This window comes from Nocardia iowensis (assembly GCF_019222765.1).
Taxonomy (GTDB): domain Bacteria; phylum Actinomycetota; class Actinomycetes; order Mycobacteriales; family Mycobacteriaceae; genus Nocardia; species Nocardia iowensis.
The window spans coordinates 2,788,887-2,809,501 of the sequence record NZ_CP078145.1; the positions used below are offsets into that span (position 1 = coordinate 2,788,887).

Annotated in this window: 21 protein-coding genes; 12 read left to right on the forward strand and 9 right to left on the reverse strand. The window is 68.7% G+C overall.

Going from position 1 to position 20,615, the window contains the following annotated elements; genetic code table 11:
• Positions 1–24: 24 nt before the first annotated feature.
• The gene (locus KV110_RS12820) at positions 25–1,122 is read right to left on the reverse strand and encodes a sugar kinase (protein WP_246634500.1); all 1,098 of its coding nucleotides are present in this window, start codon (positions 1,120–1,122) and stop codon (positions 25–27) included.
• Positions 1,123–1,249: 127 nt separating this feature from the next.
• Between KV110_RS12820 and KV110_RS12825 the strand changes: the two genes are divergently transcribed.
• From KV110_RS12825 to KV110_RS12845, 5 genes are all read left to right on the forward strand, one after another.
• The gene (locus KV110_RS12825) at positions 1,250–2,506 is read left to right on the forward strand and encodes a type III PLP-dependent enzyme domain-containing protein (RefSeq protein ID WP_246634726.1); all 1,257 of its coding nucleotides are present in this window, start codon (positions 1,250–1,252) and stop codon (positions 2,504–2,506) included.
• Between the two features lie 13 nt (positions 2,507–2,519).
• Positions 2,520–4,133, forward strand: a complete 1,614-nt coding sequence (locus tag KV110_RS12830; protein ID WP_218476183.1) for an N-acyl-D-amino-acid deacylase family protein — start codon at positions 2,520–2,522, stop codon at positions 4,131–4,133.
• A gap of 26 nt (positions 4,134–4,159) precedes the next feature.
• Positions 4,160–4,768: a bifunctional 4-hydroxy-2-oxoglutarate aldolase/2-dehydro-3-deoxy-phosphogluconate aldolase gene (locus KV110_RS12835; protein ID WP_218478413.1), complete on the forward strand. Its 609-nt coding sequence runs from the start codon at positions 4,160–4,162 to the stop codon at positions 4,766–4,768.
• An 11-nt stretch (positions 4,769–4,779) separates the two neighbouring features.
• Entirely contained in the window at positions 4,780–6,243 is a 1,464-nt protein-coding gene (locus KV110_RS12840) for a GntP family permease (RefSeq protein ID WP_218476185.1), read from the forward strand.
• A 78-nt stretch (positions 6,244–6,321) separates the two neighbouring features.
• Positions 6,322–7,422: an FAD-dependent monooxygenase gene (locus tag KV110_RS12845; RefSeq protein ID WP_218476186.1), complete on the forward strand. Its 1,101-nt coding sequence runs from the start codon at positions 6,322–6,324 to the stop codon at positions 7,420–7,422.
• 14 nt (positions 7,423–7,436) lie between these two features.
• Here KV110_RS12845 and KV110_RS12850 read toward each other — a convergent pair whose 3' ends face one another.
• Together KV110_RS12850 and KV110_RS12855 are read right to left on the reverse strand one after the other, a co-directional pair.
• Entirely contained in the window at positions 7,437–8,402 is a 966-nt protein-coding gene (locus KV110_RS12850) for a helix-turn-helix transcriptional regulator (protein ID WP_218476188.1), read from the reverse strand.
• 38 nt (positions 8,403–8,440) lie between these two features.
• Positions 8,441–9,418 carry a helix-turn-helix transcriptional regulator gene (locus tag KV110_RS12855; RefSeq protein ID WP_218476189.1) on the reverse strand — a complete coding sequence of 326 codons (978 nt, stop codon included), beginning with the start codon at positions 9,416–9,418 and terminating at the stop codon, positions 8,441–8,443.
• 62 nt (positions 9,419–9,480) lie between these two features.
• Between KV110_RS12855 and KV110_RS12860 the strand changes: the two genes are divergently transcribed.
• Positions 9,481–9,972 (forward strand): pyridoxamine 5'-phosphate oxidase family protein, encoded by a 492-nt coding sequence (locus tag KV110_RS12860; protein ID WP_218476191.1) that lies wholly within the window; start codon positions 9,481–9,483, stop codon positions 9,970–9,972.
• A gap of 27 nt (positions 9,973–9,999) precedes the next feature.
• On the opposite strand, the gene KV110_RS12865 is transcribed toward KV110_RS12860, so the two are convergent.
• From KV110_RS12865 to KV110_RS12885, 5 genes are all read right to left on the reverse strand, one after another.
• On the reverse strand, positions 10,000–10,686 hold the full coding sequence (locus tag KV110_RS12865; RefSeq protein ID WP_218476193.1) for a Clp protease N-terminal domain-containing protein: 687 nt from the start codon (positions 10,684–10,686) through the stop codon (positions 10,000–10,002).
• Between the two features lie 130 nt (positions 10,687–10,816).
• Positions 10,817–12,046, reverse strand: a complete 1,230-nt coding sequence (locus KV110_RS12870; protein ID WP_218476195.1) for an RNA polymerase sigma factor — start codon at positions 12,044–12,046, stop codon at positions 10,817–10,819.
• Complete coding sequence (locus KV110_RS12875) at positions 12,037–12,387, reverse strand: YciI family protein (RefSeq protein WP_218476197.1); 351 nt, start codon at positions 12,385–12,387, stop codon at positions 12,037–12,039. The genes KV110_RS12870 and KV110_RS12875 overlap by 10 nt, the downstream gene beginning before the upstream one ends.
• 188 nt (positions 12,388–12,575) lie before the next feature.
• Positions 12,576–13,346, reverse strand: a complete 771-nt coding sequence (locus KV110_RS12880) for an isocitrate lyase/PEP mutase family protein (RefSeq protein ID WP_218476199.1) — start codon at positions 13,344–13,346, stop codon at positions 12,576–12,578.
• Positions 13,343–14,032, reverse strand: coding sequence for a cytochrome P450 (locus KV110_RS12885; RefSeq protein WP_218476201.1), 690 nt, complete (start codon positions 14,030–14,032; stop codon positions 13,343–13,345). The genes KV110_RS12880 and KV110_RS12885 overlap by 4 nt, the downstream gene beginning before the upstream one ends.
• A 64-nt stretch (positions 14,033–14,096) precedes the next feature.
• Between KV110_RS12885 and KV110_RS12890 the strand changes: the two genes are divergently transcribed.
• A complete protein-coding gene (locus KV110_RS12890; protein ID WP_246634501.1) occupies positions 14,097–14,858 on the forward strand; it encodes an ArsR/SmtB family transcription factor in 762 nt (253 codons plus the stop codon).
• On the opposite strand, the gene KV110_RS41770 is transcribed toward KV110_RS12890, so the two are convergent.
• Positions 14,809–15,009 carry a hypothetical protein gene (locus KV110_RS41770; RefSeq protein WP_218476203.1) on the reverse strand — a complete coding sequence of 67 codons (201 nt, stop codon included), beginning with the start codon at positions 15,007–15,009 and terminating at the stop codon, positions 14,809–14,811. The two genes, KV110_RS12890 and KV110_RS41770, sit on opposite strands and share 50 nt — an antisense overlap.
• Before the next feature lie 156 nt (positions 15,010–15,165).
• Here KV110_RS41770 and argC point away from each other — a divergent pair, with 156 nt between their 5' ends.
• Genes argC through argF form a run of 5 tightly spaced genes read left to right on the forward strand, consistent with a single transcriptional unit; the run spans position 15,166 to position 20,582 of the window.
• Positions 15,166–16,239: an N-acetyl-gamma-glutamyl-phosphate reductase gene (gene argC, locus KV110_RS12900; protein ID WP_218476205.1), complete on the forward strand. Its 1,074-nt coding sequence runs from the start codon at positions 15,166–15,168 to the stop codon at positions 16,237–16,239.
• Positions 16,236–17,462 (forward strand): bifunctional glutamate N-acetyltransferase/amino-acid acetyltransferase ArgJ, encoded by a 1,227-nt coding sequence (gene argJ / locus KV110_RS12905; RefSeq protein WP_218476207.1) that lies wholly within the window; start codon positions 16,236–16,238, stop codon positions 17,460–17,462. The genes argC and argJ overlap by 4 nt, the downstream gene beginning before the upstream one ends.
• A complete protein-coding gene (gene argB / locus KV110_RS12910; protein ID WP_218476209.1) occupies positions 17,459–18,391 on the forward strand; it encodes an acetylglutamate kinase in 933 nt (310 codons plus the stop codon). Before argJ ends, argB begins: the two co-directional genes overlap by 4 nt.
• Positions 18,388–19,611, forward strand: coding sequence for an acetylornithine transaminase (locus KV110_RS12915; protein WP_218476210.1), 1,224 nt, complete (start codon positions 18,388–18,390; stop codon positions 19,609–19,611). Before argB ends, KV110_RS12915 begins: the two co-directional genes overlap by 4 nt.
• Positions 19,608–20,582: an ornithine carbamoyltransferase gene (argF, locus tag KV110_RS12920; protein ID WP_218476212.1), complete on the forward strand. Its 975-nt coding sequence runs from the start codon at positions 19,608–19,610 to the stop codon at positions 20,580–20,582. Before KV110_RS12915 ends, argF begins: the two co-directional genes overlap by 4 nt.
• Positions 20,583–20,615: the final 33 nt, after the last annotated feature.

Below are 20,615 nucleotides of genomic sequence, written 5' to 3' on the forward strand. Positions count from 1 at the left end.
GCGTCTCGCTGACTTCAAGGTGACTCATGAGGCCACATTCTGGATGACGGTGTTGTTGTAATGCAGCTCGGCCCAAGCATTTTCGTCCACGGCGGCAAGTTGCTCCAAGATCGCGGGGGCGGGCAGCTCGGCGCCGTCACCGGTGCCGGTCAGTGCGGCGGCGGCGCACAGGTGCCCGAATCGCAGCCGCTGTGCCAATGGCCTGCCGTGCAGCAGCGCGGCGAGATAGCCGCCTGCGAACGCATCGCCCGCGCCGATCCGTTCGGTGACCTCCAGCCCGAGCGCGGGCACCTCGACGCGCTGGTCACCGGCGAACCCGGTGACCGTGTGCGCATCGTTCTTGACGATGAGCTGGTTCGGTTCCGGGAACAGCGCGCGCAATGCGTCGGCGTCGTCGGTGCCGAATACCGCACCGGCTTCGTCGGCGCCGAGGAAGACCACGTCACAGCCGCGCACGTGGCGCGCGAGCACCTCGGCGGCGGCCTCGATGCGCCCGGCCCACAGCGCGGGCCGGAAGTTCAGGTCGAAACTCACCAGCCTGCCGGGGCGGGGGAGGGTCAGCAGCGCCTCGGTGAGTTCGGTCGCCGACTCCGACAGCGCGGTGGTGATGCCGGTGAAGTGGACCAGGTCGCACTGCGCGAGCAGCCGGGCCGCCGCAGTCGCGGCCAAGTCGGCGGGCGAGAGCGCGCTTGCCGCGGAACCCGTGCGGTAGTACAGCATTCGGCTCACCCGCTCGGCCAGGTCGGTCGCCTTGCCCGAGCCGCTGCCGCGCTCCTTGACGTACACCGCGGTCGGCCGGGTGGGGTCGGTGACGACCGCCGACACATCGACCCCGCGTTCGGCGAGGTGGGCCACCAGGTATCGGCCGAACCCGTCATCGCCGACTCGCGACAGCCACGCGGTCTCGACGCCCAGTTGCGGCAGCACGGTGGCCACATTCGCCTCCGCGCCGCCCGCGGTCCGCTCGAAGGTCTCCGACTCCTCCAGCGGGCCCGGCTGTGCCACCAGCACGGCAAGTCCCTCGCCGACGGTTACCGCCCGTGGGCGGGTCGACGTAGGCCACGTCACACCGATCTCCCTCCTGTGCTTGCGGCCACCGGCCATCACGTGCAGAATAGCCACACGAAACACGATGCGCAACAAGCATTGCAAAATATGCAATAGCAAAAGGCTATGCCTGAGCTGTGAATTCGCGGGAAGGAACGCCGTGGCGATCGACGACGACGTCGTAGCAGGACTCGGAGACCGGATGCTCGGTCCGGAGCATAAAGGGCTGCCGCCTGCTGCCTGGGGTCGCACCGTGCGTGAATTCCTCGCCACCGCACCGCGTCTCGATCAGTTCGAGACGCCGCTGCTGACCATCGACCGGTCGGCGGTGGAGGCGAATGTCGCCGTTATGGCCGACTGGGCGAGCGCCGCGGGCGTGCAGCTCGCGCCCCACGGCAAGACGACGATGGCGCCGCAACTGTGGGCGCAACAGCTGGCGGCGGGCAGCTGGGGGATCACGCTGGCCACCATCTGGCAGGTGCAGGTCGCCCGTTCGTTCGGCGTCGGCCGCGTGCTGTTGGCCAACGCGCTCGTCGATCCCGTCGGATTGCACTGGGTCGCGGCGGAATTGGCGAATGATCCGGCCTTCGAGTTCGTCTGCTGGGCGGACAGCGTCGAGACGGTCGCGCTGATGGACGAGCACTTGCGCTCGGCCCCCGGCTCGGCCCGGGTGCGCGTCCTGGTCGAACTCGGTGGGCCACACGGCCGTACCGGGGCCCGCACCGTCGAACAGGCGCACGCCGTCGCGGCCGCGGTGACCGAGGCCGCCCGGCTGACGCTCGCCGGAGTCGGTGGTTATGAGGGCGCGCTCGCGCACGACCGCACACCGGCGGCTACCGACACGGTGCGCCACTACCTCGATGAACTCGCTCGCCTGCACCGCGAACTCGCCGCCGCCGGACGATATTCGGACAGTGCGATCGTGACCGCGGGCGGCAGCGCTTACCCGGATCTGGTCGTCGAGCGCCTGGCCGCCCTCGCCGATGAAGAAGGCGCACACGGGATTCCGACCTCGGTCGTACTGCGTTCCGGGGCGTACATCATTCACGACGACGGCTTCTACGCGGGCATCTCGCCGTTCACCGCGGCGCACAGTGCCAAGCCACTCCGTTCGGCCATGCACGGCTGGGCGCGCGTCCTTTCCCGCCCGGAGCCGGAATTGGCGCTGCTGGACGCGGGCAGGCGCGATCTGCCCTTCGATGAGGGTCTTCCGGTCCCGCAACGCGTTGCGGGACCGGAAGGTTCGCCGCTCGACCCGGCCGCCACCGTATCCGCGCTCAATGACCAGCACACGTTCCTGCGCCTGCCCGCGGACACCCGGCTGCCGGTCGGCGCGGTGGTGCGGCTCGGCCTCTCCCATCCGTGCACCGCCTTCGACAAATGGCGGCTCGTCCCGGTGATCGATGACGCCGACGCACCGTCGCCGCGGGTCGTCGACTTCCTGCACACGTTCTTCTGACGAGCCGATGACCATGACCGACATACTTTTTCGCGATATCGACATCGTCGACGGCACCGGTGCGCCGCGGGTGCGCGGTGACGTGCTCGTCGAACAGGGGCGGATCACCCGAATCGCCGACCCGGGCAGCATTGCCGCCGCCGACCGGATCATCGATGCGAGGCCGGGCGCGGTGCTGTGCCCGGGTTTCATCGACATGCACGCTCATTCGGACCTGCATCTGCTCACCGAGCCGGGGCACTTCCCGAAGATCAGCCAGGGCATCACCACCGAAGTCATCGGGCAGGACGGACTGTCCTACGCCCCGATCGATGACGCCACCCTCGCCGTGGTGCGGCGGCAAATCGCCGGGTGGAACGGCAATCCCACCGATCTCGACTTCGCGTGGCGCACCGTGGCCGAGTACCTGGATCGGCTCGACCGGGGAATCACGCCCAATGCCGCCTACCTCGTGCCGCAGGGGACGCTGCGGCTGCTCGTGGTCGGCGCGGATCAGCGCCCGGCGACCGAGGACGAGATCCAGCGCATGCGGGAACTGCTCAGGCAGGGACTCAGCGAGGGCGCGGTCGGCATGTCCAGCGGGCTCACCTATACGCCCGGAATGTACGCCGACACCGGAGAATTGGCCGCACTGTGCGAGGTGGTCGCCGAGTTCGGCGGGTTCTACGCGCCGCACACCCGCTCCTACGGTGCGGGCGCGCTCGAGGCATACGCGGAGATGATCGCGCTGGCCAGGACCACCGGATGCGCGCTGCACCTCACCCACGCCACCATGAACTTCCACGTGAATCGCGGCCGCGCACCGGAATTCCTGGCCTTGATCGACGCGGCCCGCGCCGAGGGCTGCGACATCACGCTGGACACCTACCCGTATCTGCCTGGCGCGACGACATTGTCGGCGCTGCTGCCGAGCTGGGCCATGTCCGGCGGGCCGGACGCGGCACTCGCCCGCCTCGACGATCCTGCGACGCGTGCGCGAATAGCCGCGGATGTGAACGTGAACGGGTCCGACGGCTGCCACGGCGTCACCGTCGAATGGGAGACCATCCAAATCAGCGGCGTCGGCAACGCGGAACTGGACGAGTACGTCGGTAAGCGGGTGGACGAGATCGCCGCCGAGCGCGGGATGGCCCCGGTCGAGGTGTTCTTCGACCTGCTGCGCCGCGACCAGCTCGCGACCAGCATCCTGCAGCACGTCGGGCACGAGGAGAACGTGCGCGCCATCATGGTGCACCCCGGGCACATGGGCGGCAGCGACGCGCTGCTCGCGCCGGCCCGGCCGCACCCGCGCGCCTGGGGCACTTTCCCGCGCTATCTCGGCCACTATGTCCGCGACCTCGGCGTGCTCGAACTCGAGGACTGCGTGCACCACCTGACCGGCCGACCCGCCGATCGGTTGCGGCTGCGCGATCGCGGCCGGGTACGCACCGGGTACGCCGCCGATCTGGTCGTGTTCGACCCGGCCACCATCGCGGATGCCGCGACCTTCGACCACCCGAAACAGCAGGCGCGCGGTATCCGGCACGTCCTGGTCAACGGCGAGTTCGCCATCGAAAACGGCACGCCAACCGGCACTCTCGCCGGTCGCGCGTTGCGGATGGACGCCTCGCGGAAGGAGACATATTGACCACCCCACCGCCGAATAACTCAGCCATGGCGGTCATCCGGGCCGATCGCGTGCTCAGCGTGGTTCGCGCTCCGGAGGTTCCGGACCCGGTCGCCCTAGCCGAAGCGCTTGCCTCGTCCGGTATTCGGGCGCTCGAGCTCACCTTCACCACACCTGGTGTACTCGGCTATCTGGCCGCGGCCACCGCCGCCGAAGGTGCCGTGCTCGGCGTCGGCACCGTGCTCACCGGGGAGCAAGCCAAAGCCGCCATCGATAGCGGCGCGCAATTCCTCGTGACGCCCGGCCTGCGGGTCGATGTCGCCGCGGTGGCCGCACGGCACGACATCCCGGTCGTGATGGGGGCTTTCACGCCGAGTGAGGTGCTCACCGCCCTCGAACTCGGTGCGGCCGCGGTGAAGATCTTCCCCGCTCGGGCCCTCGGCCCCGGTTACCTGAAGGACCTGCGTGGTCCTTTCCCCGATGTGGCGCTCATCCCTTCCGGTGGCGTCAACGCGGGCAATGCCGCCGAATTCCTTGCCGCGGGCGCTGTCGCCGTCACGGCGGGCACCGACGTTGTCGCCCCTTCCGATGTCGCCGCGGGCCGCTGGTCCGAAATCGCCACCCGCGCGGCATCGTTCGTTCGATCCATGAATTGAGAGGTCCACCCATGGGTGCAACCGTCGACTGGCTGCGCACCACCACCCCGGGGCTGCTTGTGCTCTGCGGGCTCGCAATCGCCGTGCTGCTGTTCGCCATCATCAAGGTCAAGCTGGAGCCGTTCATCGCGCTGCTGCTCACCGGACTCGCGCTGGCGCTCGCCGCCGGGCTACCGGTGTCGAAGATCGTCGGCACCGCGATCAAGGCCGGTGATTCACTGCTGGAGACCGGATTCGGTGGCATCCTCGGTCACATCGCCGTGATCATCGGCCTCGGCACGGTGCTCGGCGCGATCCTCGAACGATCCGGTGGCGCCGATGTATTGACCGGCAAGCTGCTGAACCTGTTCGGCGAGAAGGGCACCCCGGTCGCGATGGGCCTGCTCGGTCTCATCTTCGGCATCCCGGTGTTCTTCGACATCGGCATCTTCGTGCTGGCGCCGCTGATCTACGTGGCCGCCAAGCGTGGTGGACGTTCGCTGGTGCTGTACGCGATGCCGATGCTGGCCGGACTGTCGATGACGCACGCGTTCCTGCCGCCGCACCCCGGGCCGGTGGCGCTGGGTGGTCTGCTCGGGGTGAGTCTCGGCTGGCTGATCCTCATGGGATTCGTCTGCGGCCTGCCGGGATTCGTCGCCGCGGGCATCGTGTGGGGCAGCTACATCGGCAAGCGGATCCACGTCGAGGTGCCGGACGAATTCCTCGTTCGCAAGGAGGACGAGACGGCACCCGCTCCCGATGAGGGGGAGCGGGACGCCGACGGATCGGGTGGCGTCGCCACGAAGACCGTCACCGCCGCACCGCCGTCGGTCGGGCTGATCGGCGCGATCATCGCCGTCCCCCTGGTGCTGATTCTCGGCGCCACCTTCGGTACCCAGATGTTGGACAAGGACTCTCAGCTGTTGCAGGTGCTGACGTTCTTCGGCACGCCCGCGGTGGCGTTGCTCATCGCGGTGCTCATCGCGTTCTACCTGCTCGGGGTGCGGCGCGGGTCCACCGTGCAGGAGCTCAGCCAGCTCACCGCGGAATCGCTGCGGCCGGTCGGGATGCTGCTGCTGGTGGTCGGCGCGGGCGCCTTCTTCGGCAAGGTCATCTCCGCCACCGGAATCGGCACCGCTTTGGCCGACACCATGTCGGCGGCCGGGCTGCCGGTGATCGTGCTCGCGTACATCATCAGCTGTGGGCTGCGCATCGCGCAGGGCTCGGCGACGGTCGCGATCGTCACCACCGGCGGCATCGTCGCGCCGCTGGTGGCGAGCCACAACTATTCGCAGATGTCGATCGCGTTGATCGCCATGGCCATTGCCGCGGGCTCGATCATCCTCAGCCACGTCAACGACGGCGGCTTCTGGATCATCGCGAAGTTCTTCAATCTGACCGTGAAGCAGACTTTGCAAACCTGGACCGTGCTGGAAACGATCCTGTCGGTGGTGAGTTTCGCGGTAGCGGCGATTCTGTTCGCGATCGTCAGCTGAGCGTCGCGGGCATCGGGCGCATCGGATCGCCGCGCCACGGCTTACGCTCGTGACGATCCGAGAGGGAGGAGTTGCCCGATGTCCAAGGCGATCATCGTCGGCGGCGGCATCGGCGGTCTGGCCACCGCCGTCGCATTGACCCGGCACGGCTGGGCGGTGGAAGTGCTGGAGCGGGCGCCCAGCATCACCGAGGTCGGTGCGGGACTTTCCCTGTGGCCGAACGCGCTTCGCGCCCTGGACGCGCTCGGCCTCGGCGACGAGGTGCGGGCCCGGGCGGTCGAAGAGGGCTCGGCCGGGATCCGGGACAGCAAGGGACGGTGGCTCTCCCGTGTCGACGCGGACACCGTCCGCGCACGATTCGGCAGCCCGATCATGATGCATCGGGCCGACCTGCTGGACGTCCTGCGCAGCGCACTCCCGGAAGCGGCACTGCGCCCCGGCATCTCGGTGACCGAGGCGCGCACCGACGGCACCGTGGTGCACTCCGCCGGAAGCTGCACCGGCGACCTGGTTGTCGGCGCCGACGGCATCAACAGCGTCGTGCGCCGCGCGGTCTGTGGCGACATCGTCCCTCGCTACAGCGGCTACACGGCGTGGCGACTGGTGGTCACACCCACCAAGCCGATCACCGGCATCGGCGAAAGCTGGGGCCGCGGCGAACGTTTCGGCTTCGGGGCCCTCTCGGACGGCCGCGTCTACTGCTTCGCCACCGCCAACATGCCAGCGGGCACGCCCGGCGGCGGCCTGGCCGAGCTGCGCCGCCGCTTCGGCGCCTGGCACGACCCGATTCCGACCCTGCTCGCGTCCGCCGAAGAATCCGCTGTCCTCAAACACGATCTCTACGACATCCCCGCCCTGAAAACCTATGTCGCCGACCGCATCGCGCTGCTCGGCGACGCCGCCCACGCCATGACTCCGAATCTCGGCCAGGGCGCCTGCCAGGCGCTCGAAGACGCCGTCGTTCTCGCCCGAGTGGCCACCGAAGATCCCGACCTTTCCCGCTACGACAAACAACGCCGCCCTCGCACCCAGATGATCGCCGCGCGCTCCCGCCGGATCGGCACCATCGCCCAGCTGTCGTGGTCTCCTGCGGTGGCCCTGCGTAACACCGTCGTACGCCTGATCCCTGCCTCGGTTCAGGCCAAATCCCTTGCCCCCGTGCTCGACTGGAGCTGCTGAGGAAGGCGTGTGCGCTACTGGGGAAAGTTGCGCAACGCGCGGCTACAGCGGGTGGCTTGGATTCGCAAGGCGGCGACCAGTTCTGGGGGACCGGTCAGCAGGGTGAAGTCGATGTCTACCGCAGTGATCATCCAGACCAGGGCTTCGGGGGTCTCGGCGCCCAGGTGGAGCTGGCAGGTGTCGGCGTCGACCGGTTCCAGGGCGCCCATGCCGGGCCAGATGTTGTCGGTGGCGGCTTCGGCGGATTTGTGCAGCAGGACGGTGGCCCGGTGCGGCCAGGCGCCGGTGGAGAGTTGTTTCGAAAGGTAGGCAGCGACATCGCCTTCCGGCGGTTCGCGGGGGGTGAAGCGGGGGCCGGTGGGGATGCGCGGGGTGAGGCGGTCGGCGCGGAAGGTGCGCCAGTCGGCGCGGTCGACGTCCCAGGCGACCAGGTACCAGCGGCGGCTGAAGTGGACCAGGGTGTGCGGCTCCACCTCGCGGCGGCTGGTTGCGCCGTCATGTGCGCGGTAGTCGAAGCGGAGGCGTTCGTGGCGCTGGCAGGCTTCGGCGACGGCCATCAGGGTGTCCGGCTCGACCGCGTCGCCAGGGGTGCCGACCCGGAGGGTGGCGCCACGCAAGGTGCGGACTCGGTGGCGTAGCCGTGGCGGGAGAACCTGCTCCAATTTGGTCAGTGCGCGCAGCGACGACTCCTCGATCCCGGCCACCGTCCCATCGGACGCGCTGCGCAGGCCGACCGCCACCGCGACCGCTTCGTCGTCATCGAGCAGCAACGGCGGCAGCGCCGCGCCCGCGCCGAGCCGGTAGCCGCCGGTGCCCTGGGTGGCGTGCACGGGATAGCCGAGCTCGCGCAGCCGGTCGACGTCGCGGCGCACCGTTCGACCGGTGACGCCGAGACGTTCGGCCAGTTCGGCTCCGGTCCAGTCGCGGTGCGTCTGCAGCAGGGCGAGGAGTTTGAGCAGCCGCGCCGAGGTCTCCAACATGTGGTCCAGAATGGCAGGCCATTAGGAACGGAGCTGTCCTAAGAGGTGGTCGTGTTGTAGCGCGCGTGCATCCGCGCGGCTGTTTCCGCCAGCCGCGCCCGTAGTTCGGGTGGTTCGAGCACTTCGGCGTACTCGCCGAGGGGCAGCAGGCCGGAGGCGAGCACCTCGTACGACTCCGAGGGCACGGTCAGCTCGACCCACCCCTCGGCATCGGGCTCGGTCGCCGAGGCCAACGCCGCCGCGAACGCGGCCGGATCATTCACCAACCGCAGCAGCCGCACATGCGAGGCGGCGACTCGGCAGCGGGCGCGCACACGCAGCATCGATTGCGCGAAATCGTCCGCCGCCGTTGACCAATGCGCCGACAGGTCGAAATCCGAGGGGCGGTCGAAGGATTCACCCGTCGGCTCGGCGGAGATGATTCTGCTGACCCGGTAGGAGCGGACCGCCGCGCCGTCCCGTGCGACCAGATACCAGGTGCCCGCCTTCATCACCAGGCCGAGCGGATCCAGTTGGCGGTCGACGATTTTGTCCTTGCGCCCGTACCGCACCCGCAGCCTGCGGTCGTGCCAGAGCGCGTCGGCGACGGTGTTCAGCGTGGGCGTCTCGTCGTGGCGGTGGAACCAGCCCGGCGCGTCGATGTGCACCCGTTCGGCGATTCGGGTTGCCCGACCGCGTAATTCGGGCGGCAGCGCGGCGAGCACTTTGAGTTGCGCTGTCGCCAGCACCGTGCCGAGACCGAGATCGGCTGCGGCGCCGGGCAATCCGGCGAGCAGCACCGCGTCGGCTTCGTCGGTGGTCAAGCCGGTCAATCGCGTGCGGTAGCCGTCCACCAACTGCACGCCACCCGCCCGGCCCGGCTCGCTGTACACCGGCACGCCCGCCGCCGACAGCGCCTCAACGTCGCGATAGACGGTGCGCACCGACACCTCGAGCTCCTTCGCGAGCTCACCCGCCGTGGACCGCCCGCGCGTTTGCAGGATCAGTAGCAGCTGCACCAATCGACTTGCTCGCATGGTTCGAGATTAGCCAGAAAACGTGACAGAAGATGTCAAGGTTGGGTCGTACTGTCGACGACATGACCACCTGGAGCCAGTTCACCGCAGAAGCCCCGCGAATCTCCGAGATCTTCGTGCGCAGGCACACCGCCACCGGCAACCTCTGCATGCTCGGCACACTCCGTTCGGACGGATTCCCGCGGATCAGCCCGGTGGAACCGCGAATCTTCGAGGGCATGCTGGTGATCGTTGGTATGCCGGGCACCACCAAGTTTCGCGACCTGGCACGCGACCCGCGGTTCTGCCTGCACACCGCCACCGTCGACACGATGGTCGGCGACGGTGACGCCAAACTGTTCGGCACCGTCGTGGACCTGCCCGACAAGGATGTCCATGTGCGGTTCGCGCAACAACTCTTCGATGAGACCGGGTTCGATATCCGTGGCAAGGATTTCGACCACTTCTACACCGCCGACCTGAGCAGCGCCTCCTCTGTCGAAGCGGTCGGCGACCACTTGGAGATCACCATCTGGAAGCCGGGCCAGGGGGAACGAGTGGTGCAGAAGCACTAGGGGTGCTCGGCCGTAGTGGCTGTTCGGTCAGTCGCGTCGGGGTTGCCGGGCAAGTACTTCGGCGGTGAGCTGCTGCGGATCGACGCCCAGCGCGCGTAGTGCGGGATGCACTATCTCGTCGTCCACCGTGAGGAGGCCGAGCAGGACGTGCCCGGCATCGATGCTGGAACTACCGGATTCGCGTGCTTCGACGTCGGCGCGGGCCAGTGCCGTGGTGGCCTGCGGCGAGTAGGGCAGTGCTTCGGGGACTTCGTCCCTGGACTCCGTGACGGTCCGTAAGGCTTTGCGCAGGTCGTCGTGCGAGAAGCCGAGCGTGGCGCGGGCGGTGCCGAGCGGCGTATCGGGGTCGTCGGCGGCGACGCTGGTCAGGGCGAGTAGCAGGTGGGACGGTTCGATATGCGCGTGGTTGAGCGCCTGGGCTTCCCGCAGGCTGTTCTCCAGCACCTTCTTGGCCTGCTGGGTGAACGGGATGTTGCCGGTCGCGCTGGGTTCCGATGGTCCGTGCGTCAGCGCGATCTTGGCCCGCGCCGCCGCCGGATCGATGCCCAGCTGCGCCAGGGCGCGCGCCGTGGTGGCGGCGGAGCCGATCTCGCAGGCGCGGAGGATGGCCAGCAGCATGTGCTCGGCGCCGATGAAGTCGTGGCCGTGCTCGCGCGCTTGCTCCTGCGTCAGCACGATGACCCGGCGGGCCTGATCGGAGAATCGTTCGAACATGGCGAACCCCTTTCGGCCATCAGCCGCTGGTATTGATGGTAGTCAACAAAGGGGAGTTGCTGGCCGATATGCGGCGTCGAGAAGGCTGGACCGCCCGAAACGGCGGGGGCGGTCGCCGGGTAGGCGGCACTCAGCCGCGGTCGCCCATCGATGCGCGCCGGCGCATGAGGAACGCTTGCTCGGCGGCATTCTGGGTACGGGCGATGGCCGCCTCGAAAGCGAGCGCGGCTTCCGTTGTGCGGCCGAGGCGTTCGAGGAGATCGGCTCGAATCGCGTGGTACAGGTAGTACTTTTCGAGAGCGAGATCGTCGAGTAGCGCCAGTGCCACCTCGGGTCCGTCCACCTCGGCGATCGCGACCGCTCGGTGCAGCGCCACGATCGGGCTCGGCGCGAGCGCGGACAACTGGTCATAGAGCCGAACGATCTGCGGCCAGTCGGTGGCCGCCGCGATCGGTGCGTCCGTGTGTACGGCGTTGATGGCGGCTTGGATCTGATATGGCCCAGGTTGGTTGCGGCGCAGGCACTCTCGGACGATGGTGTGGCCCTCCGCGATGAGCTTTCGGTCCCACCGGCCGCGGTCTTGTTCCGGTAGCGGCACCAGGGATCCATCCGTGCTGATGCGAGCGGCTCGGCGTGCCTCGGTCAACAGCATGAGGGCGAGTAGCCCGGCGGCTTCCGGCTCGTCGGGCATGAGCTCGGTGAGCAGCCGGCCGAGGCGGATCGCTTCGGCACACAGGTCGGCGCGGACGAGTCGTTCGCCGGAGGTGGCCGTGTGGCCTTCGGTGAAAATCAGGTAGATGACGGCGAGGACGGCGGGCAGCCGGGCCGGGAGGTCGGCGTCGGCGGGCACTCGGTAGGGGATGCGGGCGTCACGAATTTTGCCCTTGGCGCGGACAAGTCGTTGCGCCATAGTCGATTCCGTTGTCAGGAAAGCGCGGGCGATCTCGGCGGTGGTCAGCCCGCCGAGCAGCCGCAGGGTCAGCGCCACTTGCGCGGTGCGGGCCAGCGCGGGGTGGCAGCAGGTGAAGATCAGGCGCAGTCGGTCGTCGCGCACCGCGCCCTCCGCCGCGGGTTCGTTGTCGGCGTGCAGCAACGCGGCCTGTGCGTGCCGGTCGGCGCGAGCGGCCTCCCTGCGGAGCCGATCGATCGCGCGGTTTCGGGCAGTGGTGATGATCCAGCCCGGCGGGCTCGGCGGTAGTCCGTCGGCGGGCCAGCGCGCCACCGCGGCCGTGAACGCGTCCTGCACCGCGTCTTCGGCGACACCGATGTCACCGAAGACGCGGACCAGGCTGGCGACCGCGCGGCCGTAGTGTTCGGTGAACACTTCTTCGATCACCGCCGTGGTCACGGCTACGTGCATACGCCGTCCTGCAGTGGGCGGACCTCGATCGGCAGGGTGATCGCCTCGGCCAGTCGGCGCCCCCACTTCAGCGCCTCGTCGAGATCGGCGGCTCGGATGATGGTGAACCCGCCGATGTGCTCCTTGCCTTCGACGTACGGGCCGTCGGTGACCAGCACGTCACCGTCCTTGGCGCGCACCACCGTCGCGGTGCTCGGGGCATGCAGTCCCGCCGCGAACACCCAGGCGCCCGCGGCCCGCATGTCGGTGTTGACCGCGTCGACATCACGCATGATCTCGTCGATATTGTCGGGCACGTCGTCGCCGTCGGGCTGGTAGATGCTGAGCAGGTATTGCTTCATCGGTTGCTCCCTCCTCATCCGCGCAAGTAGGTGACGTTGGTCGGAACGGCGGTGATTCTGTCCATGTCTGCTCCTTCGGAAAGGGCGACCCGCTGTCGCCTTCACCCTCTACACGAACCACCCCCCGAAGAATCGACACCCACCGATTCCCGGGATGGCGTTTAACTCCGCCATGTCCCGTTCGTGAGTCAGGTTAGGGCTTGGATTCGGGCGTAGGTGGGGGGTTGGCGGGGGAGGGGTGTGTCGTCGCGGGCGGCGCGGGCGGCTTCGACGGCCGCTGCCAATGCGGTGCGGTACAGCAGGGAACCGGTGCTGACTCGGCGGACGCCCAGGTCGGTGAGGGTTGCGAGGGATGGGCCGGTCGGTGAGTACAGAATGTTCACGGGCAGTGGGATCGCGGCGACCAGCCTGCCGATTTCGTCGGGATCGGTGAGTCCGGGAACGAAGATGCCGTCGGCGCCTGCCGCGGTGTACTGCTCGGCTCGGGCGAGGGTGGCGTCGGTGTCCAGCTTCAGCCAGTGGGTGTCTACTCGGGCATTGACGAAGAGCTCCGGTGTGCGCGTCTTGATCGCCGCGATCAGCTCGGACTGGTGATCCGGCTCGGCCAGTGCGGTTTCGGTGCGGCCGTCCTCCAGATTGACTCCGGCGATACCGAGTTCGGCCAATCGGGCCGTGTATTCGCCTACAGCGGTGGGGCTTTCGCTGAAGCCACCTTCGATGTCGACCGTCACCGGCACCGGCAGTCGGGCGAGCAAGCGGGCCAGCGCCAGGGTCGCCTCGCCGGTGACTCCGGCTCCGTCCGGGAGTCCCGCTGCGACGGCAACGCCGAGGCTGGTGGTGCCGATCGCCGGAAACCCTTCGGCCGCAAGGACAGCCGCGGAGCCGAAGTCCCAGGCGTTGGGCAGGACCAGGGGACCGTCGCCGTGGTGCAGTTCGTGGAAGACCTTCGTCTTGTTCATTTGGACCCCTCGATGATTCCGGCGGCGATGGCGATGGCATGTTCTCGACCGGGGCAAGCATGCGGGCCCGCACCGAAACCGAGGCCGGGGTGCCGCATGTCGAGCTCGACGACCTCGCCGTCGACGACCCGTCTGGTCGAGCGAAGCGGCGGGTTCTCGGTCATGGTGCGCGCGATGATCTCCTCGGCGGTGCCGTCCGCGTCCAGCTGTCGAGCGTTGGTGACCAGTGCGCTTGTCGCGGCACAAGCCTGCACCAGCAGGCAGATTCGTGCCGCCGTGGCATCGTCGGCCGCACCGCCGCAGGCCGCCACCAATGCCGCCACGGCTTCGTCGGCTGCGGGGTCATCGGGCTCGAACGGCTGATAGTGGGCAGCGACCAGCGCCACTGCATCCACGGAAATGTCTTGCATTCCAAGGGCTTGCGCCAATGCGCGGACATGGGGCAGCGGGCCGTCGGCAATGCGCGCCCGCTCGCGCAGATCGGCAGGGGAGAGGCGGTCCAGCTCCGCGGTGACCAGTGCGCGCAGCCGCTGGTGCTCGGCGCCATCGCAGAAGCGAGGCACATGGGCGCGCAGCCAAGCGATGCCGACCGGTGCGGCCACCGACGGCACGGCGGGCACCGGTGCGCCGATCAAGGTGGCGCGCACCTGATCGGGATCGGTGATCTCAGGAACTGTCCGATTCATGCCGTGACCGTATCCCCGGGTCGTTTCGGTCGCCGCCGAAACAATCGCGCACCATCATGGGGTGGTGTCATCTCGTGGAGCCGAATTAGCCGGTCTGGCCGCCTTGCTCGCCGACCGCACCCGCGCCGACATGTGCCTCGCACTCGTCGACGGCCGCGCCTGGACCGCGGGGGAACTCGCCCGGCACGCCGGCGTTGCCCCCTCCACCGCGACCGAACATCTGAACCGCCTCCTCGACGGCGGCCTGCTCGTCGAACGTCGGCAGGGTCGCCACCGCTATGTCCAACTGGCGGGCCCGCAGGTGGCCGAACTGCTGGAGTCGATGGTCACCCATCTCGACCCACCCCGTCCGGTCGTGACCAATCTCCGCACCTCGACCGCCGCCGCGGCGTTGGCTCGCGGCCGCACCTGCTACGACCACTTGGCGGGCCGCCTCGGCGTGGCCATCACCGACGCCATGATCAACCGAGCTCTCCTGGACCAAGACGGCGGTTTCGCCCTCACCGAAGCGGGTCTGGCCTGGCTGACCGGCCCACTGGGGGTCCGCCCCGCCGCCTTGCACAACACCCGCCGTCCCCTCGCACGCCCCTGTCTCGACTGGACCGAACGCCGCACTCATCTCGGCGGCGCCGCCGGAGCGCAGCTCTGCCGCCGCCTCCACGAACTCGAGTGGATCACCCGAGTCGGCACCGGCCGCGCCATCCGCGTCACCCCGAAGGGCGAATCCGGTCTACACAGCCTGCTAGCCATCGAACCGTCCGAACTGCACCTCGCCGCTACGCCAGATCCCGCAGCTGCCGAAGCCGATAAGCCACCCGCCCGATAAGCCCCGCCAGCATCCGAGCCCCCGATTCCAGCCGATCCAACAGATCCACCAACTCCTCCTCGGTAGCCCGCGAAACGTCGAGCCCGCGCAGCCCCGCGACCGCCCGCTCCAGGGCGCTGACCTGCTCCTCAAAGGCTCCGTTCGAACGCATGTTCTAATGATAGCGCATGGCGACCGCGCAGTTGAGTGGGTGTTTGCAGCCCGCCTGCTCGGGTATCAAGGCCAGGAAGTGTTGGGTTTCGCCGTGCGACCGAATCGTTGGGGACCACCTTGTGAATGAGCTTGCATAGTCGTGCATAATCATCACATGGTTGATTCGGTGCACGCGCCGGAACCGACCGGGCCCGTGTTGCGGGTCGCGGTGGCCGGGGCGAGTGGGTACGCGGGCGGGGAAGTGTTGCGTCTGCTGCTGGGGCATCCGGCGTATCGCGCGGGGCGCCTGGTGATCGGGGCGTTGACGGCGGGCGCGAATGCGGGCAGCGCGCTCGGCGAATTGCAGCCGCAGCTGCTGCCACTGGCGGACCGTGTGCTCGCGCCGACGAACATCGACGAGCTGGCTGGGCACGATGTGGTGTTTCTCGGCCTGCCGCACGGGCAGTCCGCGGCCATCGCCGCGCAGCTGCCCGCGTCGACGGTGATCATCGATTGTGGCGCCGACTTCCGGCTGACCGACGCGCAAGCGTGGGAGAAGTACTACGGAAGCGCGCACGCGGGCAGCTGGCCGTACGGCCTGCCCGAGCTGCCCGGCGGGCGGGACAAGCTGCGCGGCGCCACCCGGATCGCGGTGCCCGGCTGCTACCCGACCGTGGCCAGTCTCGCGCTCGCCCCCGCGGTCGCGGCGGGAATCATCGAACCGACCGTGAATGTCGTTGCGGTGAGCGGTACTTCGGGCGCGGGTCGGAAGCTCGACGTCGGTCTGCTCGGTTCCGAGGTGATGGGTTCGGCGCGGGCGTACAGCATCGCGGGCGCGCACCGGCACACGCCGGAGATCGCGCAGAACCTGAAGGCCGCCGGTGGGATGGACGTCGCCGTGTCGTTCACCCCGGTGCTGGCGCCGATGCCGCGCGGCATTTTGGCGACCTGCACCGCACCCGTCAAGGTGGACGCCGAGCAGGCCCGTGCCGTCTACGAAAAGGCTTACGCCGACGAACCTTTCGTGCACCTACTGCCGGAAGGCGCGCTGCCGCAGACCGGTGCGGTGCTCGGTTCCAACGCCGTCACTTTGCAGGTGGCGGTGGATGCCGCCGCGGGCCTGCTCGTGGTGATCGGCGCGATCGACAACTTGACCAAGGGCACCGCGGGCGCCGCGGTGCAATCCATGAACCTGGCCGTCGGATTCGACGAGACCGCAGGACTTTCCACCGTAGGAGTGGCACCGTGACGACATCCGCCGCGACATCGAGCGACACCGGCAAGCTGGTGCGGAACCAGGGCGTCACCGGCCCGCTCGGCTTCCGTGCCGCTGGCATCGCCGCGGGCATCAAGGCCAGCGGAAAGCCGGACCTGGCACTGGTTTTCAACGAGGGCCCGGAGTACGCGGCGGCGGGCGTATTCACCCGCAACAAGGTGAAGGCCGCCCCCGTGCTGTGGTCGCAGCAGGTGCTGACCGGCGGACGGCTGCGCGCGGTGATCCTCAATTCCGGTGGTGCGAACGCGTGCACCGGGCCAGGTGGTTTCCAGGACACGCACAAGACCGCCGAAGAACTCGCTGCCGCACTGAGTAATTGGGGTTCGGAGACCGGTGCCGGTGAGATCGCCGTCTGCTCAACGGGTTTGATCGGCGACCGGCTGCCGATGGACAAGCTGGTCCCCGCGATCACCGAGATCGTGCACGAGATGGGCGGCGGCCTGTCCGGCGGACTGGACGCGGCCCACGCCATCATGACCACCGACACGGTGCCCAAGGAAGCGGCATTCCACCACCGCGACAAGTGGAACGTCGGCGGCATGGCCAAAGGCGCGGGCATGCTCGCCCCGTCGCTGGCCACCATGCTGGTGGTACTCACCACCGATGCCGCTGCCACCGCAGACCAACTGGATCAGGCGCTGCGCAACGCAACGAAGCGCACCTTCGACCGCCTCGACGTCGACGGCTCCTGTTCCACCAATGACACCGTGCTGCTGCTCGCCAACGGCGCCAGCGAGGTCACCCCGAGCCAGTCCGAGCTGGATGCCGCCGTTCTCGCGGTCTGCGACGACCTGGCCGCCCAGCTGATGGCCGACGCCGAGGGCGTCACCAAGCGGGTACTGGTCACCGTCGCGGGCGCGGTCAGCGAAGACGAGGCGGTGGCCGCCGCGCGCACCGTCGCCCGCGACAGTCTGGTCAAGACAGCACTTTTCGGTTCCGACCCGAACTGGGGTCGGGTGCTGGCCGCGGTCGGCATGGCACCGGTCACCCTGGATCCGAATCGGATCTCGGTGTCGTTCAACGGAAACCCGGTGTGTGTCGACGGCGTCGGTGCACCGGGCGCCCGGGACGTCGACCTGTCCGGCGCCGACATCGAGGTGCTGATCGACCTGAACGTCGGTGACGCCGCGGCCACCATCCGCACCACCGACCTCTCGCACGGCTACGTCGAAGAGAATTCGGCCTACAGCTCATGACAAGCCAACTCGGCCACGAGCTTTCGGCGTTGGACAAGGCACACGTCCTGGCCGACGCGCTGCCCTGGCTGCAGAAGTTCCGGGACAAGATCGTGGTCGTGAAGTTCGGCGGCAACGCGATGGTCGACGCGGAACTCGAGCGGGCGTTCGCCGCCGATATGGCGTTCCTGCGCACCGTCGGCGTGCACCCGGTGGTGGTGCACGGCGGCGGCCCGCAGATCAGCGCCATGCTGAAAAGGCTCGGCCTGCAAGGAGAATTCCGCGGCGGCTTCCGGGTGACCACGCCGGAGGTGATGGATGTCGTGCGCATGGTGCTGTTCGGGCAGGTCGGTCGCGAGTTGGTCGGACTGATCAACGCGCACGGCCCGTACGCGGTCGGCATCTCCGGTGAGGACGCGGGCCTGTTCACCGCGACCCGCCGGATGGTCGAGGTGGACGGCGAGCCGACCGACATCGGACTGGTCGGCGACGTCACCGAGGTGAACCCGGACGCCGTGCTCGACCTGATCGACGCCGGCCGCATCCCGGTGGTGTCGACCATCGCGCCGGACATCGACGGTGTGGTGCACAACATCAACGCCGACACCGCCGCCGCCGCGCTCGCCGAGGGTATCGGCGCCGAGAAACTGGTGGTGCTGACCGACGTCGAAGGCCTCTACACCGACTGGCCCGACCGGTCCTCGCTGATCACCCGCATCGATACCGCGGCACTCGCGGAGTTGCTGCCGCGCCTGGATGCGGGCATGGTGCCCAAGATGGAAGCCTGCCTGCGCGCCGTACAAGGCGGGGTGCCGACCGCGCACGTCATCGACGGGCGCGTCCCGCACGCCGTGCTGCTGGAACTGTTCACCGGAGAAGGAATCGGAACGATGGTGACGCCTGTCCCGTCCTCGAATGGGGCAGGCTCGCTGGACGGAACGCGACAATGAGCACAGACCAAGAACTGCGGAAACGGTGGTCCGCCGCCATGATGAACAACTACGGCACCCCCAAGATCGCGCTGGTGCGCGGCGCGGGCGCGGTGGTCTACGACGCGGACGGCAACCGCTACCTCGATTTCCTCGGCGGCATCGCGGTCAACAGCCTCGGTCACGCGCACCCGGCGATCCTGGCGGCGGTCACCCAGCAGCTCGGCACGCTCGGCCACGTCTCCAATCTCTACGCCAACGAACCGGCCATCGAATTGGCCGAGCGGCTGCTCGCGCACTTCGGCGACGGCTCCTCCGAGGCCGGACACAGCGGAAGAGCCTTCTTCTGCAACTCCGGCACCGAAGCCAACGAGGCCGCGTTCAAGATCGCGCGGCTGACCGGACGGCGCAAGATCATCGCCTGCGACGAGGCGTTCCACGGCCGGACGATGGGCGCGCTCGCGCTCACCGGACAGGCGGCGAAGCGGGCGCCGTTCGAGCCGATGCCGCCCGGTGTCGTGCACGTGCCCTACGGTGACGCCGCCGCGTTGGAAGCGGTGGTCGACCAGGACACCGCCGCGGTGTTCCTGGAGCCGATGATGGGCGAGAGCGGCGTTGTCGTTCCACCGTTCGACTACCTGGCCAAGGCCCGCGAGATCACCGCGCGGCACGGCGCGCTGCTGGTGCTCGACGAGGTGCAGACCGGCATCGGCCGGACCGGAAAGTTCTACGCGCACCAGGCCGTCGGCATCGTGCCCGACGTGATCACCCTCGCCAAGGGGCTCGGCGGCGGACTGCCGATCGGCGCGGTGCTGGCCACCGGCCAGGCCGCCGAGCTGCTCACGCCCGGCCTGCACGGCACCACCTTCGGTGGCAACCCGGTCTGTGCGGCGGCCGCGCTCGCGGTGCTGCGCACCATCGACGAGCAGGACCTGCTCGCACACGTGGAGTCGGTCGGCAAGCGGCTCAGCGACGGCATCGAATTGCTGGAGCATCCGTTGATCGACCAGGTGCGCGGGGCCGGGCTGCTGCTCGGGATCGTGCTCACCGACGACGTGTCCGCCCAGGTCGAAGCACGCGCGCGGGCCGCCGGATATCTGGTGAATCCGGCCAAGCCCAACGTCATTCGGCTGGCGCCGCCGCTGATCCTCACCGAAACGCAAGCCGACAATTTCGTCGCCGATCTGCCGGACATTCTGGACGCGGCGACCCAAGACGCGAAGGAGGCTGCGGCGCAATGACTTCAGCACACGGTGCGGGGACATCAGCACCGGTAGTCCGGCATTTCCTCCGCGACGACGATGTGAGCCCGGCTGAGCAAGCCGAAATCCTCACCCTCGCAGCCGAACTCAAGCGCGTGCCGTTCTCGCAGCGCCCGCTGGAGGGTCCGCGCGGCGTTGGGGTGATCTTCGAGAAGAACTCCACCCGCACCCGGTTCTCCTTCGAGATGGGCATCGCCCAGCTCGGCGGGCACGCGGTGGTGGTGGACGGACGCGACACCCAGCTCGGCCGCGAGGAAACCCTCGGCGACACGGGCAGGGTGCTGTCGCGCTACGTCGATGCGATCGTGTGGCGCACCTTCGAGCAGTACCGGCTCGACGAAATGGCTGTCACCGCAACGGTTCCGATAGTGAACGCGCTGTCCAACGAGTTCCACCCGTGCCAAGTGCTCGCCGACCTGCAGACCCTCGCCGAACGCAAGGGAAACCTGGTGGGGCGCAACCTCACCTACTTCGGCGACGGCGCCAACAATATGGCGCACTCGCTGCTGCTCGGCGGCGTCACCGCGGGATTGAACGTCACCATCGCGGCGCCGGAGGGGTTCGAGCCGCTGCCGTGGATCGTGGAAGCGGCTCGCAAGCGTGCCGCCGAGACCGGCGCCACTATCACCTTGACCGATGATCCGATCGCGGCGGCCGATGGCGCGGACGCACTGGTGACCGATTCCTGGACCTCGATGGGCCAGGAGAACGACGGCCTGGACCGAGTCGGTCCGTTCCGCCCGTTCCAGGTGAACAGCGCCCTGCTCGGATACGCGCAGCCGGACGCCGTCGTGCTGCACTGCCTGCCCGCCCATCGTGGCGAGGAGGTCACTGACGAGGTGGTCGACGGTCCGCACAGCGTGGTGTGGGACGAGGCGGAGAACCGGCTGCACGCGCAGAAGGCGCTGCTGGTGTGGTTGCTGGCCAAGAGAAGTGATGGTGGGGCGTGAGGGAGCGTAGCGAGCGAACCATCGACACAGTGT

What these genes read in the sequence shown, in the direction of transcription:
- KV110_RS12825 (WP_246634726.1), top strand. Translation starts at nt 1,250, where the DNA reads ATGCTCGGTCCGGAGCATAAAGGGCTGCCGCCTGCTGCCTGGGGTCGC.
- KV110_RS41770 (WP_218476203.1), bottom strand. Translation starts at nt 15,009, where the DNA reads ATGCGTTCGAACGGAGCCTTTGAGGAGCAGGTCAGCGCCCTGGAGCGG.
- KV110_RS12870 (WP_218476195.1), bottom strand. Translation starts at nt 12,046, where the DNA reads ATGCACGTAGCCGTGACCACGGCGGTGATCGAAGAAGTGTTCACCGAA.
- argC (WP_218476205.1), top strand. Translation starts at nt 15,166, where the DNA reads ATGGTTGATTCGGTGCACGCGCCGGAACCGACCGGGCCCGTGTTGCGG.
- argF (WP_218476212.1), top strand. Translation starts at nt 19,608, where the DNA reads ATGACTTCAGCACACGGTGCGGGGACATCAGCACCGGTAGTCCGGCAT.
- KV110_RS12845 (WP_218476186.1), top strand. Translation starts at nt 6,322, where the DNA reads ATGTCCAAGGCGATCATCGTCGGCGGCGGCATCGGCGGTCTGGCCACC.
- KV110_RS12830 (WP_218476183.1), top strand. Translation starts at nt 2,520, where the DNA reads ATGACCGACATACTTTTTCGCGATATCGACATCGTCGACGGCACCGGT.
- KV110_RS12855 (WP_218476189.1), bottom strand. Translation starts at nt 9,418, where the DNA reads ATGCGAGCAAGTCGATTGGTGCAGCTGCTACTGATCCTGCAAACGCGC.
- KV110_RS12865 (WP_218476193.1), bottom strand. Translation starts at nt 10,686, where the DNA reads ATGTTCGAACGATTCTCCGATCAGGCCCGCCGGGTCATCGTGCTGACG.
- KV110_RS12850 (WP_218476188.1), bottom strand. Translation starts at nt 8,402, where the DNA reads ATGTTGGAGACCTCGGCGCGGCTGCTCAAACTCCTCGCCCTGCTGCAG.
- KV110_RS12860 (WP_218476191.1), top strand. Translation starts at nt 9,481, where the DNA reads ATGACCACCTGGAGCCAGTTCACCGCAGAAGCCCCGCGAATCTCCGAG.
- KV110_RS12835 (WP_218478413.1), top strand. Translation starts at nt 4,160, where the DNA reads ATGGCGGTCATCCGGGCCGATCGCGTGCTCAGCGTGGTTCGCGCTCCG.
- KV110_RS12840 (WP_218476185.1), top strand. Translation starts at nt 4,780, where the DNA reads ATGGGTGCAACCGTCGACTGGCTGCGCACCACCACCCCGGGGCTGCTT.
- KV110_RS12875 (WP_218476197.1), bottom strand. Translation starts at nt 12,387, where the DNA reads ATGAAGCAATACCTGCTCAGCATCTACCAGCCCGACGGCGACGACGTG.
- KV110_RS12880 (WP_218476199.1), bottom strand. Translation starts at nt 13,346, where the DNA reads ATGAACAAGACGAAGGTCTTCCACGAACTGCACCACGGCGACGGTCCC.
- KV110_RS12885 (WP_218476201.1), bottom strand. Translation starts at nt 14,032, where the DNA reads ATGAATCGGACAGTTCCTGAGATCACCGATCCCGATCAGGTGCGCGCC.
- KV110_RS12915 (WP_218476210.1), top strand. Translation starts at nt 18,388, where the DNA reads ATGAGCACAGACCAAGAACTGCGGAAACGGTGGTCCGCCGCCATGATG.
- argB (WP_218476209.1), top strand. Translation starts at nt 17,459, where the DNA reads ATGACAAGCCAACTCGGCCACGAGCTTTCGGCGTTGGACAAGGCACAC.